The organism is Streptomyces sp. YJ-C3 (assembly GCF_053891275.1).
Window position 1 is genome coordinate 4,049,881 of the sequence record NZ_CM132685.1, and the last position, 15,427, is coordinate 4,065,307.

General features: G+C 71.1%; 19 protein-coding genes and 1 pseudogene. 7 read left to right on the top strand and 13 right to left on the bottom strand.

The features are described from left to right. Nucleotides 1-25 precede the first annotated feature (25 nt). From ACVHNB_RS17880 to ACVHNB_RS17890, 3 genes are read right to left on the bottom strand one after another with little or no spacing between them, the layout of a single operon-like run. The gene (locus ACVHNB_RS17880) at nt 26-439 is read right to left on the bottom strand and encodes an SRPBCC family protein (RefSeq protein ID WP_456228587.1); all 414 of its coding nucleotides are present in this window, start codon (nt 437-439) and stop codon (nt 26-28) included. Further along, nucleotides 436-1,455 carry an aldo/keto reductase gene (locus ACVHNB_RS17885; protein WP_456228588.1) on the bottom strand — a complete coding sequence of 340 codons (1,020 nt, stop codon included), beginning with the start codon at nt 1,453-1,455 and terminating at the stop codon, nt 436-438. Before ACVHNB_RS17885 ends, ACVHNB_RS17880 begins: the two co-directional genes overlap by 4 nt. Nucleotides 1,456-1,499: 44 nt before the next feature. After that, a complete protein-coding gene (locus ACVHNB_RS17890) occupies nt 1,500-2,324 on the bottom strand; it encodes an aldo/keto reductase (RefSeq protein WP_428950144.1) in 825 nt (274 codons plus the stop codon). A 173-nt stretch (nt 2,325-2,497) separates the two neighbouring features. Between ACVHNB_RS17890 and ACVHNB_RS17895 the strand changes: the two genes are divergently transcribed. After that, the gene (locus ACVHNB_RS17895) at nt 2,498-2,992 is read left to right on the top strand and encodes a MarR family winged helix-turn-helix transcriptional regulator (RefSeq protein ID WP_428950143.1); all 495 of its coding nucleotides are present in this window, start codon (nt 2,498-2,500) and stop codon (nt 2,990-2,992) included. Here ACVHNB_RS17895 and ACVHNB_RS17900 read toward each other — a convergent pair. Together ACVHNB_RS17900 and ACVHNB_RS17905 are read right to left on the bottom strand one after the other, a co-directional pair. Beyond that, nucleotides 2,964-3,635 carry an NAD(P)H-binding protein gene (locus ACVHNB_RS17900; RefSeq protein WP_428950142.1) on the bottom strand — a complete coding sequence of 224 codons (672 nt, stop codon included), beginning with the start codon at nt 3,633-3,635 and terminating at the stop codon, nt 2,964-2,966. The two genes, ACVHNB_RS17895 and ACVHNB_RS17900, sit on opposite strands and share 29 nt — an antisense overlap. Nucleotides 3,636-3,690: 55 nt before the next feature. Then, nucleotides 3,691-3,984 (bottom strand): hypothetical protein, encoded by a 294-nt coding sequence (locus ACVHNB_RS17905; protein WP_428950141.1) that lies wholly within the window; start codon nt 3,982-3,984, stop codon nt 3,691-3,693. Nucleotides 3,985-4,206: 222 nt separating this feature from the next. Here ACVHNB_RS17905 and ACVHNB_RS17910 point away from each other — a divergent pair, with 222 nt between their 5' ends. The 5 genes from ACVHNB_RS17910 to ACVHNB_RS17930 all read left to right on the top strand — a co-directional run bounded on the left by ACVHNB_RS17910 (nt 4,207) and on the right by ACVHNB_RS17930 (nt 6,322). Further along, the gene (locus ACVHNB_RS17910) at nt 4,207-4,710 is read left to right on the top strand and encodes a hypothetical protein (RefSeq protein WP_456228589.1); all 504 of its coding nucleotides are present in this window, start codon (nt 4,207-4,209) and stop codon (nt 4,708-4,710) included. A gap of 148 nt (nt 4,711-4,858) precedes the next feature. Further along, complete coding sequence (locus tag ACVHNB_RS17915; RefSeq protein ID WP_428950139.1) at nt 4,859-5,023, top strand: hypothetical protein; 165 nt, start codon at nt 4,859-4,861, stop codon at nt 5,021-5,023. A 79-nt stretch (nt 5,024-5,102) separates the two neighbouring features. Beyond that, nucleotides 5,103-5,657, top strand: a complete 555-nt coding sequence (locus tag ACVHNB_RS17920; RefSeq protein ID WP_456228590.1) for a DoxX family protein — start codon at nt 5,103-5,105, stop codon at nt 5,655-5,657. 31 nt (nt 5,658-5,688) lie between these two features. Further along, a complete protein-coding gene (locus ACVHNB_RS17925) occupies nt 5,689-6,006 on the top strand; it encodes a hypothetical protein (RefSeq protein WP_428950137.1) in 318 nt (105 codons plus the stop codon). Nucleotides 6,007-6,115: 109 nt separating this feature from the next. After that, nucleotides 6,116-6,322 (top strand): LPXTG cell wall anchor domain-containing protein, encoded by a 207-nt coding sequence (locus ACVHNB_RS17930; RefSeq protein ID WP_428950136.1) that lies wholly within the window; start codon nt 6,116-6,118, stop codon nt 6,320-6,322. A gap of 47 nt (nt 6,323-6,369) precedes the next feature. On the opposite strand, the pseudogene ACVHNB_RS17935 reads toward ACVHNB_RS17930, so the two are convergent. After that, nucleotides 6,370-6,591 (bottom strand): annotated as a pseudogene (locus tag ACVHNB_RS17935) (SRPBCC family protein); the annotation flags it as partial. Nucleotides 6,592-6,748: 157 nt separating this feature from the next. Between ACVHNB_RS17935 and ACVHNB_RS17940 the strand changes: the two are divergent. After that, nucleotides 6,749-8,794, top strand: a complete 2,046-nt coding sequence (locus ACVHNB_RS17940; RefSeq protein ID WP_456228591.1) for a SpoIIE family protein phosphatase — start codon at nt 6,749-6,751, stop codon at nt 8,792-8,794. A 77-nt stretch (nt 8,795-8,871) separates the two neighbouring features. Here the strand turns inward: ACVHNB_RS17940 and ACVHNB_RS17945 are convergent, their stop codons facing one another. From ACVHNB_RS17945 to ACVHNB_RS17975, 7 genes are all read right to left on the bottom strand, one after another. Further along, nucleotides 8,872-9,372 carry a hypothetical protein gene (locus ACVHNB_RS17945; RefSeq protein WP_456228592.1) on the bottom strand — a complete coding sequence of 167 codons (501 nt, stop codon included), beginning with the start codon at nt 9,370-9,372 and terminating at the stop codon, nt 8,872-8,874. 260 nt (nt 9,373-9,632) lie between these two features. Continuing rightward, entirely contained in the window at nt 9,633-9,710 is a 78-nt protein-coding gene (locus ACVHNB_RS17950) for a 50S ribosomal protein bL37 (RefSeq protein WP_370443954.1), read from the bottom strand. A 121-nt stretch (nt 9,711-9,831) separates the two neighbouring features. Beyond that, on the bottom strand, nt 9,832-10,440 hold the full coding sequence (locus ACVHNB_RS17955; RefSeq protein ID WP_456228593.1) for a hypothetical protein: 609 nt from the start codon (nt 10,438-10,440) through the stop codon (nt 9,832-9,834). Between the two features lie 208 nt (nt 10,441-10,648). Beyond that, the gene (locus tag ACVHNB_RS17960) at nt 10,649-12,079 is read right to left on the bottom strand and encodes an amidase (protein ID WP_456228594.1); all 1,431 of its coding nucleotides are present in this window, start codon (nt 12,077-12,079) and stop codon (nt 10,649-10,651) included. Then, a complete protein-coding gene (locus tag ACVHNB_RS17965; protein WP_428950131.1) occupies nt 12,076-13,716 on the bottom strand; it encodes an MFS transporter in 1,641 nt (546 codons plus the stop codon). The genes ACVHNB_RS17960 and ACVHNB_RS17965 overlap by 4 nt, the downstream gene beginning before the upstream one ends. Before the next feature lie 198 nt (nt 13,717-13,914). Continuing rightward, nucleotides 13,915-14,130 carry a twin-arginine translocase TatA/TatE family subunit gene (locus ACVHNB_RS17970; RefSeq protein ID WP_456228595.1) on the bottom strand — a complete coding sequence of 72 codons (216 nt, stop codon included), beginning with the start codon at nt 14,128-14,130 and terminating at the stop codon, nt 13,915-13,917. Next, a complete protein-coding gene (locus ACVHNB_RS17975; protein WP_456228596.1) occupies nt 14,131-15,138 on the bottom strand; it encodes a sporulation protein in 1,008 nt (335 codons plus the stop codon). Nucleotides 15,139-15,427 lie beyond the last annotated feature (289 nt).

Below are 15,427 nucleotides of genomic sequence, written 5' to 3' on the forward strand. Positions count from 1 at the left end.
CCCTCACCCGCACCGTGTCGGCCGCTCAGGCGGCGATCGTCTCCGCCAGGGCCCTCAGGCCGTCGCGGTAGATGGTCTCGAAGAGGGCGGTCGCCTCGGCGTCGGTGACACCGTCCGGGACGAACTCGCCGGACCACTCCACCCGCGCCCCGTCCGCCCCGCGGTCGACGACCCGCAGGGTCGACCGGTACTGCCGTACGGGGAACGGGGCCCGCGCGATCGAGTACCGGTACGAGCGTGCCGCCTCGTCGAAGGCTTCGAGACGCTCGACGATGACCTGGTCCTCGTCGTTCGTCAGCGTCCGCACCCGGCCGCCCTCGGTGAGCCGGCTCTCCGTGATGTACGGCAGCCAGTCGGGCAACGAGCCGAAGCCACCGATGAGCCGCCAGACCTGATCGGCGGAACGCGGCACGTCGAGGGAGACGGCGGCCGAGGTCACGACGCGTCCTTCACGGGCACCGGCGCCTCGTGCGCGACGACCTTCCGGTCGCGCAGGGACTTCCAGAAGGCGTACGGCACGTCCTGGGCGAGAGCCGCGAGGTCCTCGGCGATCCGGGAGGGCCGCGTCGCGCCGGGGATGACCGCGGCGACGGCCGGGTGGGCGAGCACGAACTGGAGCGCGGCGGACTTGATGCCGATGCCGTGCTCCTGCGCCAGCGCCTTGATCAGGCCGACCTTCTCGATGATGTGGGCGGGCGCCTCGGCGTACTCGAAGTGGCTGCCGCCCGCGAGGATGCCGGAGCTGTACGGGCCGCCGACGACGATGTCGACGTCCTGCGCGGCGGCCGCGGGCAGCAGCCGCTGCAGGGCCCGCTCGTGGTCGAGCAGGGTGTACCGGCCGGCGAGGAGGAACGCGTCGGGGCGCGGCTCGTCCAGGTCCAGCGTCATCTCCAGCGGCTCGACCTTGTTGACGCCGAGGCCCCAGGCCTTGATGACGCCCTCCTCGCGCAGCCGGGTCAGGGCCCGGAACGCGCCGGTGCGGGCACTCTCGTAGACGTTCACCCACTCGTCGCCGTAGAAGTCCTGGGCGACGTCGTGCACCCAGACGATGTCGAGCCGGTCCGTCTTCAGCCGCTTCAGGCTGTCCTCGACGGAGCGCAGCGTCGCGTCGGCGCTGTAGTCGTTGACCATCTTGTTGGGGCGGCCGTGCTCGAACAGGGCGCCCTTCTCGCCGAGTTCACGGCTCGCGGGGTCCTCGACCTCGTCGAGGACGACCCGGCCGACCTTGGTGGACAGGACGTACGCGTCGCGGGGCTTGTCGGCGAGGACGTCGCCGAGGCGGATCTCCGCGAGGCCCGCACCGTACAGCGGCGCGGTGTCGAAGTAGCGGATGCCCTGGTCCCAGGCGGCCTGCACGGTCGCGGCGGCCTCGTCGTCGGGGATGGCGCGGAACATGTTGCCGAGGGGTGCGGTGCCGAAGCCGATGCGGCCCGGCAGCAGGGAGCGGATGCTCATGGTGGTGCCTCTGTCTTTACTGCGTGGGGGAGTTGGGGGGTGCGTCAGTTCAGGGTGTCGGGGTCCGGGCCGGTGCGCAGGCCGCGGTCCGACGCGGTGAGGGCGTCGATCTCCTGCGGGCTGAGCTCGAAGTCGAGGACGTCGAGGTTCTCGCGGATCCGGGCCTCGGTGACCGACTTGGGGATGACCACGTTGCCGAGCTGCAGGTGCCAGCGCAGGACCACCTGGGCCGGGCTCTTGCCGTGTCGCGCGGCGATCGTGGTGACGGCGTCGTCCTTGAGGACGGCGCCCTGCGCGAGCGGGCTCCACGCCTCGGTGGCGATGCCGTGGCGGGCGTGGAAGTCGCGCAACTCCCGCTGCTGGAGGCCCGGGTGGAGCTCGATCTGGTTGACGGCCGGGACCACCGAGGCGCTGCCGAGCAGGCGCTCCAGGTGGGCGGGCTGGAAGTTGGAGACGCCGATGGCGCGGGTGCGCCCGTCGGCGAGCAGCTTCTCCAGGGCCCGCCAGGTGTCGAGGTAGAGGTCCCGGGCCGGGGTCGGCCAGTGGATGAGGTACAGGTCGACGTGGTCGAGGCCCAGCTTGTCCAGGGAGGCGTCGAAGGCGGCGAGCGTGGCGTCGTGGCCCTGGTCGGCGTTCCACAGCTTGGTGGTGATGAACAGCTCGTCACGGGCGATGCCGGAGTCGGCGAGCGCCCGGCCGACACCGCGCTCGTTGCCGTAGATCGCGGCGGTGTCGATGCTGCGGTAGCCGGCGTCGAGGGCCGTGGCGACGGCGGCGGTGGTCTCCTCGTCGGGGACCTGGAAGACGCCGAAGCCGAGCTGCGGCATGGTGATGCCGTTGTTGAGGGTGACGGTGGGCACGGAGGTCATGAGGGTTCCCTTGTCTCTTGCTGGGTGTCTCTGCCGGAGCCGGGCGCCGAGCCGGGGCTGTGCGGTGGAGCCTTACGAGCGACCACAATAATTGCATGCGCGGGTTAATTGCAAACGCGGTATAGTGGCGTAAGCCTCATTGTGTGAGGGTCGGAAGGAAGGACGCGTCACCCATGACTGCCACCGCTCCCTCGCTCCTCGCTCTCGCCGACGGCTGGTGGGCGCTGTCCCTCCTCCACGGCAGGATCGAGTCCCGCCTCGAGCGCGCCCTGCAGGCCGGGCACGACCTGAGCGTGCGCGAGTACTCACTGCTTGACGTGCTCAGCCGCCAGCACGATGGCGAGGGCGGCCACCTCCAGATGCGGCAGGTCGCCGACGCGGTCGTCCTCAGCCAGAGCGCCACGACCCGCCTCGTCAATCGCCTGGAGGACCGGGGTCTGCTGTCCCGCTACCTGTGCCCGACGGACCGCCGCGGGATCTACACGAACGTCTCCGCAACGGGACTCGCCCTCCTGGCCGCGGCCCGGCCGACGCATGACGCGGCCCTGCGCGAAGCTCTCGACGCCGCGGCGGCCGAGCCCGACCTGGCCCCGCTCGTGCGGGCGGTCGAGCAGCTCCCGGCCCCGGCCGTCGGACAGGTCAACCAGCCGCTCCGGCCAGCTCGTTGATCCGCGGGCTGTACAGGATGTGCGCGCCCGCACCACGGTGACCGGCGACCTCGACCATGGCCTTCCCGAGGTTCTCCGTGGTCGTCACGTGCTTCGGTGCCAGCCGGCGGAGCACGGGGTACAGCCATGACCCGGCGGCGTACATCCATCGGTACAGGGGCGTCCTCGAGCGCTCACCATGGGTGGGCTGGATGTAGCCGGGGCGGAACATGTAGCCGTGGAAGTCCATCGCCAGCAGCTCGTTCTCGGTGCGCCCCTTGACCCGGGCCCAGGCGGAGCGCCCCCGCTCCGTGCTGTCGGTGCCCTCGCCCGAGACGTAGGTGAACGTCAGCTCCGGGTTCGCGGGCAGGGCACGGGCGGCCGCGAGCGTGTAGTCGTGGGTGATCCGCCGGTACTCGTCCGCGCCGCGCCCCGCCGACGTGACACCCAGACAGAAGAAGCAGGCGTCGACCTCGGCGAACTCGTCGGCCAGGTCGGAGAAGTCGGTGAAGTCCTCGTGCACCAGCTCGCGCAGCCGCGGATGGGCGACACCGAGCGGGGCGCGCACCACGGCGCGCACGGAGGTCACCCGGGGGTCGTCGAGGCAGACACGCAGCACGCCCTGGCCGATCATGCCGGAGGCGCCGAAGAGGAGAACGTTCACAGGAGATCCGTCCGTGGTCGGGGGGTGCTCGGGACCCCATCCTGCACGGCCCGTGTCACTCCATGTGATCCACGTGGTGCAGCCCCACGGTCAGCTGGTCGAGGACGGTGTCGGGGTCCAGGTCGAACGCCTTCGCGGCTATGCCGACGCCCAGCTCGGCGGCGCGTGTCATCGCCCACAGCAGCGCCCAGTACGCCGTCATGTCGTCCTTCAGCTCGGCCTGCAGACGCGCGACGGCGCTCGCCAGTGTCGCGTCGGAGGCCGGGTCGTAGCCGTCCTGCAAAGAACCGCGCAGAAGCGTCACGGCCTCCAGCACGGCCGGCGGATGGGAGTGGCTCTCAACGGTCATGAGCTGTGCTCTTCCGTGTAGCGGGCGGAACGTACGGGTTCACGCGGGTCGCCGGAGACCTCCAGGGGCCTGTCGCCGACGCCACCCGCGCCGCGAACCCTCCTGCCCCCACCCCGTGCCCCCGCCCGGCGGCGACACGCGTCGGCTCACCCGTGCGGGCGTACGGTGCCGGCGAACGGCCTGGTTGCGGGCGTGGCGTGGACACGCCGTAGGGTCCGCCCCATGGAACAACTCGACGTCACACCTGACCGATTGGCCGGAACCTGGCACATCGTCTGCTCCTCGTTCCCGATGTGGCAGGGCGACAGGCGCACCGACGCGACCTTCACCTACGGGCCGATGCCGAGCGGCAGTTCGGGCGCGCCGCGGATGAGCGACGACGTCGGCTACCGCACCAGGAGCGGACGCCACCGTCACATCCTGGGCGTCGACACGCGCCTCACCGCGCGACCCGGATCCGTCTACCGGTGGCGCGGCCGCGGCGTGCTGGCGGTGCTGTCGAGCGAATGGGAAGTACGGGAGATGGGCGCGGACGACGCGTGGGCGGTGATCGTCTTCAGTCGCTCCCTGGTCACGCCGGCCGGAGCGGATGTCGTCGTACGCGCCGACCGCCTCGACGACCGCGCGGTCATCGCGGATGCGCTGGAAGCCGGTGTGCGCCACGAGGCGCCGACGGTGCCGGGATTCGAGCCGCGAGACCGACCGGACCCGCACCCGGAGCGATAGCCGCGAGACGGCGGAAAAGCCGTGAAGAGGGCGTTGCGGGTTCTTCACATGATCCGAACGCTGGGTGTGCCGCTCCCGGGCAGGCGAGAAGAGACGCCGCGAGGAGGCGCTGCCGATGCTAGTTGTCGCTCTTCTGCTCTTGCCGACCATGGGAATCCTGGTGATCGCCATGGACCGTATCGAGGATCTGCTGAACGAGGAGGCGCGACCGGCGACCCATCGCCGCGTACGGCACCTGCGCCTCGTGCCCGGAGGAGGACGCGCCGAACGGCACCGGGCGCGGTCCTCCGAGGACCACACCAAGGCGGCCTGACGCCGTTCGCCGGCCGGCCGCCGCTCCTGTCCGGCGATCACGCCGACTGAGCGGGTGATCCCGGGGAAGGCGTGCGAGCATGACCGTACTGAGGAAAGCCGCACGCCCGATGCTCGCTTCGGTCTTCGTCACCGGCGGGCTCTCCACGTTCCGCGATCCCGCACGCGTCGCGCCCGTCGCCGGGCCGGTGGCCGTGCCCCTCGCGGCCCGCATACCGCGGCTGCCCGAGGATCCGGAGCAACTGGTCAGGATCAACGCGGCCGTACAGATCGGAGCGGGCGTGATGCTGGCGACCGGGAAGCTGCCCCGCCTCGCCTCCCTGGCGCTCGCCGGGTCCCTCGTGCCGACGACGATCGCCGGTCATGCGTGGTGGAAGGAGAAGGACCCCGAGCAGCGCGCCCGGCAGCGGACCCAGTTCATGAAGAACCTGTCCCTGCTCGGTGGCCTGCTCATCGCCGCGGCCGATACCCACGGGAAGCCGTCGGTCGCGTATCGCACCCGCGGGGCGGCGGCGACCGGACGCGCGAACGCCCGGCGTGCGCAGCGGGACGCCGCACACGCGCTGCGGGAAGCGTCCGACACCGTGCGCACTCTCCCGTCGAACGCCCGTCAGGCCCTGGCCCACCCCTTCTGAGCCGGGCCGCTGAGAAAGGACACCTTCTCGCGTGACCACATTTGTCATCACCATCCCGGGGACGTTCCTGCGCGACGTGGACGATCGCGCCAGGGCCGACATCGTCGGACGCCTGCGTCCGGCGGACCCGAACCAGACGGAACTCGGCCGCGAGGAGGACCTCGACCTGCTCACCGTCAACGACGACAACACCTTCAGCATGCGCCTGGAGGTGACCGCCGACGCGGGCAAGGAGGCCCAGCTCAAAGCCGAGCACACCGCCGCGCAGGCGCTGCGCGCGGCAGGGTTCACCGAGGACGAGGCCCCGCTGGGCCCGCCGGCCGTGACCGGTATCGACAACCCCGCGTGACACCGGTCCGGGGCCGCGTCCGCGCGGCCCCGCCGACGCGGCGGTCGCCGATCGGGTGATGTGCGGGGGCGGGGCGTTCCCCGGCGCCGGTACGAGGTACACGCAGGCTATGAGTCCTTCTAACGTCCTGGCTGCCGGCGGCGGCTCGTCGTGGTGGTTCGTCATCGTCGGCGCCGTCATCGTGCTCGCGCTGCTCGCCCTGCTGTGGAGCAGCCGACGCCGCCTGGAGCGCAGGCCCGATCCGCCGCAGTCTCCACAGCCCCGCGCCGACTCCTGGGAGAACCCGGACGACCCCAAAGACCCTGAAGCACGCTGACCCACCGCGGCGCCCGCCCCGACCGGGGGCGGGCGCCGCGGCGTCTCTCAGCCCTGCGACCGCTCCCGGGCCACCGACTCGGCGAGTTGCTGGAACTCGCCGAGGTCCTGGTGGGCGAGCGTGGAGTCGAGAGGGGTGAGGGCGCCGAGATGTTCCACGAAGCCCTTCGGGTCGTACGCGATCCGCAGGGTCACCCGGCTCGTGGTGTCACCCAGACGCTCGAAGGTCGCCACTCCGGCATGGTCCACACCCTCGACGCCGGACCACGCGGACCCGGCGATTTCCCCGAAAGCCCCCGTGTCCGACGCATCGCCGGAACAGGTATGTCCACTTCCGGTGCCGAACCGGTCGCATTGTCGACAGAAACGGCCGCGCGCCCCGGGCGGCCAGCGCTTATGGTGGCCGAGCGGCAAACCGGAGACAGCCATGACGTCAGCCAGGAAGTCACACATCGGTCTGGAACAGCGCCTGTCCTTGACCGGAACGGGCAGCTTCGACTGGGATCTGGAGAGCGGGGAGGTGAGCCTCGACGACAGTGCTCTCGCGCTCCTCGACCTGCTTCCGGGCGAGTTCGACGGCCTGGTGACCTCGATGCAGGACCGGCTGCCCTCCGAGGAGGCCGTGCGGATCAGCTTCGCCGTCACGGAGGCGATCAGCTCCGGCGCCGACCAGTACGGCGTCTACTTCCGGGTCCACCGGCGCGACGGCACGGTGCAGCTGGAACACGCCCGTGGACGCATCCTGCGCGACGACGAGGCCCGGGCCGTGCGCGCCGTGGGAGTGATCCGGAGCGCCACGGACGACGCGGCGGAGCTCGCGGCCGTCGATCCCAGGGAGGAGCGCCGCCAAGGCATCGCCCTCATGGTGCAGGGCACCACGGAAGCCCTCTCCCGGGCCGTCACCGTCGACGACGTGGTGGCCGTGCTCTCCGGCGCGAGCGGCCTCGACCGGTTCGCCGCCGACGGCCTCGTCCTGGGGCTCGTCGAGGGCGACCACCTGAAGCTGATCGCCCTCGTCGGCCAGACGATGCAGGCCCTCGACGAACTCAAGCTGCACAAGGTCGACGAGTCGCTGCCGCTGGCCGAGGCCGTCATGACCCGCGAGCCCCGTTTCGTGGACTCGCTGTCCGCCCTCGCCCGGCGCTTCACCCGTCTGGGTCCCTACATCGAGGAGATGAAGCTGGACTCGGCGGCGTTCCTGCCGCTGGTCGCGCAGGACCGCGCCATCGGCGGACTCGCGCTGTTCTACCGGGGCCGCAAGGAGTTCACCGACGCGGACCGCAACCTCTGCATCGGGCTGTCCGGCATCGTCGCCCAGTCGCTGCAGCGCGCCATGCTGTTCGACGAGGAGCGCGACCTGGCCAAGAGTCTGCAGGCCACGATGTTGCCGCGGGGGGTCCCCACCGTCGCGGACTCCGAGGTCGCCGTGCGCTACCACGCCGCTTGGGGCGGACGGGACGTCGGCGGGGACTTCTACGACGTCATCTCCCTGCCCCGCGGGCGCATCGGCGTGGTCGTCGGCGACGTGCAGGGCCACGACACCCATGCCGCGGCCATCATGGGGCAGCTGCGCATCGCGCTGCGGGCCTTCGCCGGCGAGGGCCACGCGCCCGCGACGGTGCTCTCCCGGGCCTCCCGCTTCCTCGCCGAGCTCGACACCGAGCGGTTCGCCACCTGCACCTACGCCCAGTTCGACCCCGCGACCGGCATCGTGCGCGCCGTGCGGGCCGGTCATCTGCCGCCCCTCGTCCGGCACGTCGACGGTCAGGTGGGCGTGCCGCGGGTCCGAGGCGGACTCCCGCTGGGGCTCGCCACCGACTTCGGCATGGAGGACTATCCCGAGGTGCGGCTCGACCTCGTGCCGGGCGAGACCCTGGTGCTGTGCACGGACGGCCTCGTGGAGGACGCCGGTCTCGACCTCGACACCGGTATCCAGAACCTCGCCCAGGTGCTGCGCGCCGGTCCCGAGTCGGCGGAGGACCTCGCGGATCACCTGTCGCGCGCGCTGTGGGAGCGGTGGGGCAGCAAGGACGACGTCGCGCTCCTGGTCCTGCGTCGGCTGCCCGACCCCGGCACGCTCCAGGAACCGCGCATCCACCGGTACGTCCATCAGGCCGACCCCGAAGGACTCGCCGACGCGCGCGCGGCGCTGCGCGAGCATCTCGCGGCGTGGGGCCTGGGCGCCGTCGCCGACGACGTCGAGGTGGCGGCCGGCGAACTCCTCGTGAACGCCCTGGTCCACACCGAAGGGGGCGCGATTCTCACCCTTGAGGTGCTCACCGGCCCGCCCCGGCGCGTGCGCCTGTGGGTGAAGGACCGCTCCAGCACCCGCCCGCGCCGGAGATCCCCGGGGGAGACCGCCACCTCCGGACGTGGCCTGCTCATGGTGGAGGCCATCACGTCACGCTGGGGAGTCGAACCACGCGGCGAGGGCAAAGCAGTCTGGTGCGACTTCACCGTGCCGGACGCCTGAACAAGGCCGATCGGCACGCGGAACTCGCCCATGAATGCGGAGAGTTCCGCGCGCCATGTCGCGGCAGGAGAATCCGCTCAGTCGACCGGTGCCAGGTCGGTGATCTTCCGGGTGGCGAGATCGGACTGGACCTTGATCTTGCTGATCTCCGGGTTCTTTCCGTCGTTCCAGGTGAGCGTCACCAGGGCAGTGGAATGACCGGTCCCGGAACCCGTGTACGTCACTGTCCACTTCACGGGCACGTTCTGAGCGAAGAGAATTCCGTCCGCGTGTTCCCGGGCCTCGTAGGCCGCGACCTTCTTGCGTGCGGCGTCGGACAGATAGAAGCCGCGCAACGCCTTGGTGACGGCGGCGGAACCGGCGTCCTCGTTGTCCCACACGGCGTCGATGTAGGCACCGTAGAAGTCGGCGACCCGGTTCGTGGTGCTCCGCGGGTCCCCTTGCGGCGTCTGGGCCGCAGCGGCGCTCCGCGGTGTGGCGGCGGTCGGTCCGGCCAGCGCCGGGGTGACCGCCGCCAGGGTCAGGACGGCGGCGACGCCACCGGCGGCGATGAAGCGGGTGCGAATGGTGCTGCGCATCTGATGTGCCTTCCCCGTGCAACATGCGTGGTCCGCCCGGTAAGGGAGAGGGCCGGGCGCTCGGTCATTATTGAAGATGACCAATTCGCCGCCGCAGTTCCAGTAAATCCGAAGAAAATCCCCCTTTGTTGCCGCCGGTGGTGGATTGGGAATGGTTGTACGTCGAAAAGAAAAATACCGGTAAAGCGGGGGCCGGTAAAAAAGAAAGGGGCGGGGCGGCACTGGCAGTGCCGCCCCGCCCCTTTCAGGCCGTGCTCCCGCTACGACTGGGGACGGCTGCCGTGGTTGGCGCCGTTCTTGCGGCGGGCCTTCTTCTTACGGCGTCGCTTCGAGGACATCGCATACCTCCCAGGGTCGGTGTTTCCGGTCGTTCTCCCTGGAGCTGTCCAGGCGAGCACGCAGCCGCCTACCCAGCCACACACGCCCCATGGTGTGGCCTGTGTCACCGTGACCCTAGGCTCAGTAGAGCTTCCGCACCGCCGTCGCGGTCGTCTTCTTGAAGCCGGCGACCGGGGCCCCGTCGTAGCTGCCCATCTGGCCCCACTGGACCACCGTCACCGTGGTGCCGTCCCGTCCGACGGAGAAGAGGTTGATGTCCGACGCGCCCCACGTCGCCTCGGTGTGGACGCCGTAGACGTACGCCCCCTCCTCGACGTTCACCCGGCCGTAGTACTTCTGGGTCGCCGTGATGTCGGGCTGCTCCTCCATCACCGTCCGGGCGCAGGAGTCCAGCTTCTTGCGCACCAGTGCCGCGAAGTCCTTGGCCCGCTGCGTGCTGCGCTCGACCACCGTCACCTGGAGGGCGCCCGTGTCGTAGTCCGTGCGGAAGACACGGTGCACGGAGATGGAGGGCAGCGCCTCGCCCACGCACAGCGGCAGCGGGTCCGGCTGCCCCGACGTCACCTTGCCCGCGAACCACTCCGAGGACGGGTGGGGCGGCAGCTCGGCCGGGGCCAGGAAGCGCGGTGTGCCGTCGGATGCCGCGGCCGGCTGCACCGCGACGGCCGTTCCCGCCACGGCCAGCGCCGCGGCGACCGCCGCTCCACGCACCTTCGTTCCTCGGCTCATCACCATGGTTCTCCCCCAAGTCGCTGTACGGGGCCGCTTGTTCGGCCCGGCGTGGACGGCGCCCGGTGAGGCACCGTCCACATCACATACGACCCGCCGCGACGCCACACCGTTGTCCTGATGCGCGTCACAGCCCCGTCCCGGGTGTCACGGAACCTCGACGTCCGGGTCGGTCACCGGGGCGGGCGGGAGCGCCGCCCGCGTGCCGTCACGGCGCCAGCAGGCGTGCGTACCGGTCCCGCCAGGGGCAGGCCTCCTCCAGTTGGGCGCTGAGCGCGATCAGCGTGGCCTCGTCGGCGGGCCGGCCCACGAGCGAGACACCCACGGGGATCCGGTCGTCGTCGGTCCAGTACAGCGGCAGGCTGACCGCCGGCTGGCCCGTCATGTTGTACGGGCTGGTGAACGCGCTGAAAGCGCTCTGCCGATGCAGGTTCACCAGGGGGTCGCCGGACTCGTCGAAGTGCTCGATGGTCTGCGGGAGGCAGGCGAGGGTGGGGGTGAGCACGACGTCGTACTGCTGGGTGGCCCCGACCGCCCGGCGCGCCGCGTGCTGCATGCCCGTGACCGCCGCCGCGAACCGGGCGCCCGACACCCCGCGCCCGTACTCCCGCCAGGCCCGCGTCACCGGACGCAACAGCTCCTCCCGCTCGGCGTCCAGCGGATGCCCGAGCGACTGCACGCTCCACGTCGTGATGAAGTGGTCGGTGATCTCGGGTCCGAAGGGGTTGGGGATGTCCTCGACGACGTGCCCGAGATCCTCCAGCAGCCGCGCGGCGTGGTCCCACGCCGCCCGGCACGCCGGATCCACGGTGACGCCCTCGGCGACCGGTGTCGCGTACCGGCCGATGCGCAGCCGCCCGGGGGAGCGGTCGGCGTGGCCGAGGAACGTCTCGCCGTCCGGCAGCGGGGACGCCCAGTGCGGATCACCCGGCTCGGGCCCGGCCAGGACGTCGAGCAGGGCCGCCGCGTCCCGCACCGAGCGGGCGAGCGGACCCTGTACGGCCAGCCCCGTGACGTCGGTGCCGGACGGGCCCGAACTGACGCGGCCCCGCGAGGGCTTGATCCCGAACAGGCCGCAGACGCTCGCCGGGATCCGGATGGAGCCGCCGCCGTCACTGGCGTGCGCGACGGGGACCAGACCGAGCGCCACCGCCACCGCGGCCCCGCCGCTGGAACCCCCGGCGGAGAGCGTCGGGTCCCAGGGGTTGCGGGCCGGGCCCACGACGTCGTTGTCCGTGTAGCAACAGCAGCCGAATTCCGGGGTGTTGGTCTTGCCGAGGCTGATCGTGCCGGCCGCGCGCATCCGGGTCACGCTGTGCGCGTCGACGGCGGGCACGTGATCGGCGAAGGCCCTCGATCCGTACGTGGTCCGGACCCCGGCCGTGTCGACGAGGTCCTTGACCGCGGTCGGCACGCCGAACAGCGCCGACGGTTCCCCGGCGGATCCCTTCTCCTGGAGGGCGGCCGCCTCGGACAGGGCCGCCTCGGCCGTGCGCGTCACGAAGGCGCCGAAGCGCTCGTCGTACTGCTCGACGCGGGCGAGGTGGTGGCGCACGAGATCCACCGGGCTCACTTCGCCCTTGCGGACGGCGGCGGCCTGTTCGAGGGCGCCGAGTTCGTGCAGTCGCGTGCCGGTCATGCGGTGCGTCCTTCCTGCGTGCCGTCCTGCATCTCGGCCACCTGCCGGGCCACCGCCTCCTCGTGCGCCTGGAGGTCCCGCCGCGCGTCGCGCGGCCGCCAGCGGCCGGTCATGACGAAGACGAACGGCAGGAACAGCACCTGCCCGCCCAGACACACCCACCACCAGGTCTGCCACTTGCGGGGGTTGTCGGCGCTCGCCTGCTGCACCTCGGCGCCGTGCTCCCGCAGGATCTTCAGCTGCGGCGCCGCCTCCTGCACGGTCTTGAGCTGCTCGGCGCCGACCTCCTTCTCCGCACGGGCGAGCAGGGCCGGGGGCACCTTGTCCGGTGCGTAGGCGCCGAGCTCCGCGAAGAGCTTCGGGTGTGCCTCGGTCACCGCCAGCGCCGGTGCGGCCTGGACGGAGGCCCGCTCGACCGCGGGCCCGTGCTCGATCAGCGGCGTCACCGTGTTCACCACGAGGGGGACGAAGGCGGCGGACAGGGCCACCGTGATGCGGACGACCCAGCCCCAGATGGCGAGCCCGGTCGCGGTGGCCGCCGGGTTGTGCCGCTCCACGGTCTCCGTGAAGCTCGCCATCCAGGGGGAGTAGGCGATGCCGCTGGTGACGCCGATGCCCGCGACGATCAGGGCGAACGTGTAGTAGCCGGTGTGGGGTTCGGTGGCGCGCAGGGTGAACACCAGGGTGAAGGCGATGGATCCGAGCCCGCCCAGCAGCATGAACGGCTTGCGCACCCGCAGTCGGTCGGAGAGCAGGCCCGCGACGACGAGCGAGATCGCGTTCGCGCCCCAGTACCAGTTCAGCAGGGCGTTCGCGCGCTGTGCCGAGTAGCCGAAGGTCGTCGCGAAGTAGAGCACGAAGTTGCCGACGGCGGCGTAGTAGAGGAGCAGGTAGAGGCTGATCGCGACGGCCGAGCCGATGACGTCGAGGCGCATCATCTGCCGCCACTGGCCGCGCAGCGCCGTGTCCGTGTCGATCCCCTTCGCGCGGGCCTCGATCAGCGCACGGTCGCGCAGGCTCACCATGATCTGGTCGCGCAGCGCCGGGGCGAGCTCCCGCAGCCCGAACAGGGCGATCACGAACAGGACGAGACCGCTGATGCCGGCGAAGCGGATCTCGTCCTGCCAGGTGGTGCCGCCGCCGTACGTGCGGGAGGTGACGGCGGTGACCACGAGGCTGCCGATGATCGGTCCCATGGTCCAGTAGCCCATGGCGGAGGCGCGGCCCAGCTGGGGCGAGAAGTCACGGATGAGCGCCGGGGTCGCCACCAGGATCATGCCCTCGACGAACGCGACGGCGGAGTAGATGAGCAGATAGCTCACCTTGCCCGGCGCGTTGGGCAGCGCGAACGTGGTGAGCAGGCCGACCGCCAGAAGCCCGTAGACCACGATGTTGGCCCTGCCCCAGCGGTCGGCGAGGCCCGCCACCAGTGACGAGAACGCGCCCACCGCGTTGGCGGCCACCGAGATGTACACGAAGTACAGGAACGTCATGTGGTACTGGCTGATGATGGCTGTCGACACCGCGTACTGGATGTACAGCTGGTAGTAGAGAACGATCGTGACCAGGACCACGATCCCCAGGTACCAGTACCGCGCCCCGCGTTCGGGATAGCGGTCGAGTCGTCGTCCGCCCATGGCCCGCAGCGCCGATGGTGCCGTCCTTGTCGTACGCGGCTCTGTCGTCGCCGGTGGCGAAATCGACACCTTGCCTCCCAGTGTGCTGGTCGACGGCACGCCACAGTGCGTGCTCGCCGGCGCGAGGCTAGTACCGACCAGTCGGTACGCAGAAGGGGTCGGACAGAACTTTGTCGCGGGCGGACGGCACCGCCCCGGTTACGGCTTCGGGTCCTCCGGTGAGGGCGGCGATACCGTTTGTCCTGGGATGACGCGCGGTGGGCCGTCCTCCTTCGGCTCTTTGAGGGCCTTTGCCTCGGCCTTGAGGATGCGCGCGGACTTGCCCATGGAGCGGACCAGTTCGGGCAGCTTCTTCGCGCCGAGGACGAGGGCGATCACGATCAGGACGATGCCTATCTCACTGATGCCGAACATTCAGTCCTCACCGCCCTCGTCGTCCTCGTCGCCCTCGAAGAAGTCCCCGACCTCGTCGACGACCTCGGCGGCGACCATGCCCCCGACGACGCCGACGGCGAGCCCGGCCGCCCCCATCGCGACGGCCGTGCCCACGCCCGGACCGGACCGGTGGCCGTGGCCGTTGTCGTGGTGCGCGTGATCCTCGTGGTGCCCGCCTTGGCTCTGCCCGTACATGCTGTGGCCGCCGTACGCGGACCGGTGCTCGACCAACTGCCGTACCCAGCCGTCGACGAGCGTGTTCCAGTCCTGGTGGTGGACGCCGTCGTGGCCCACGGTGAACCGGGTGACCGTGTCGTGGCCGGAGGAGAAGAGCCCGCCGCGCTTGTCCGCCTCCAGGACCACCTCCATGCCGCCGGGGGTGGCGAGGAAGGTCACCTCGATCTCGTCGACCGCGTGCGCGTACTGGGGCGCGGGGGTCAGCTCGATCTCCTGGTAGAACGGGAGTTGCTGACCGGTGCCCGCGATGCGGCCGTACTCGAGGTCCGCGGACCTGAAGCCGAAGCCGAGCTGACCGAAGGCTTCGAGAACGGCCTCCTGCACGGGGAGCGGGCCGACGGCGAGCTGGTCGAGGTCACCCTTGTCCTTGGCTCCGGCGACCGAGAGCTCCGTGCGCACTCCGAGCACGATGCCGAGCTGCTGCCCGTACAGCTCGGTGATCGGGGTCTCCCAGGGCAGGCTCACGCTGAACGGGACGCTGTGCTCGGCGCCCTCGGTCAGCCGGAACCCGCCGCCGACCAGGACCCGGTCGAAGGCGACGACGCCCTGGCTCTCGCCCTCCTCGTGCTCGGCCTCGACCCGGGCGACCAGTTCCAGCGTGATGTGCTCGATGTCGAAATCGGCGCTGCCGCCTTTGAGATGGACCTGGCCGGAAAGGGTGCCGCCGGGGGCGACGGCGCCGGGGGCGAGGACGGTGTCGACGGTGGGGCCACCCACGCCGAGCGAGCCGAGCAGTCGTTTGAACACCATCGAGGCGTTCACTCCCTTATGTGCGTACGAGCGTTACGAGGGTGATGCGGGCGCGGGGAACCCCGGTGACGCCCGCTACGTTCTACAAGCGCGTAGAAGCATAGGCGGCTGCGGGTCGCGCGCGCGTGGCGCGCCGGGCCCGGCCGCAGGAAAGTCCGAAAAGGGCCGTCGACCGACGGCGGCCCGGGGTCGCCCGATCCCCCGAACGAGAAGGAGTCACAGCCCGCGATGGGTGAGCCTCCCAGTAGCCGGCCGCGCGCCGTGCCCCGCCCGCCGACCGAGACCGACG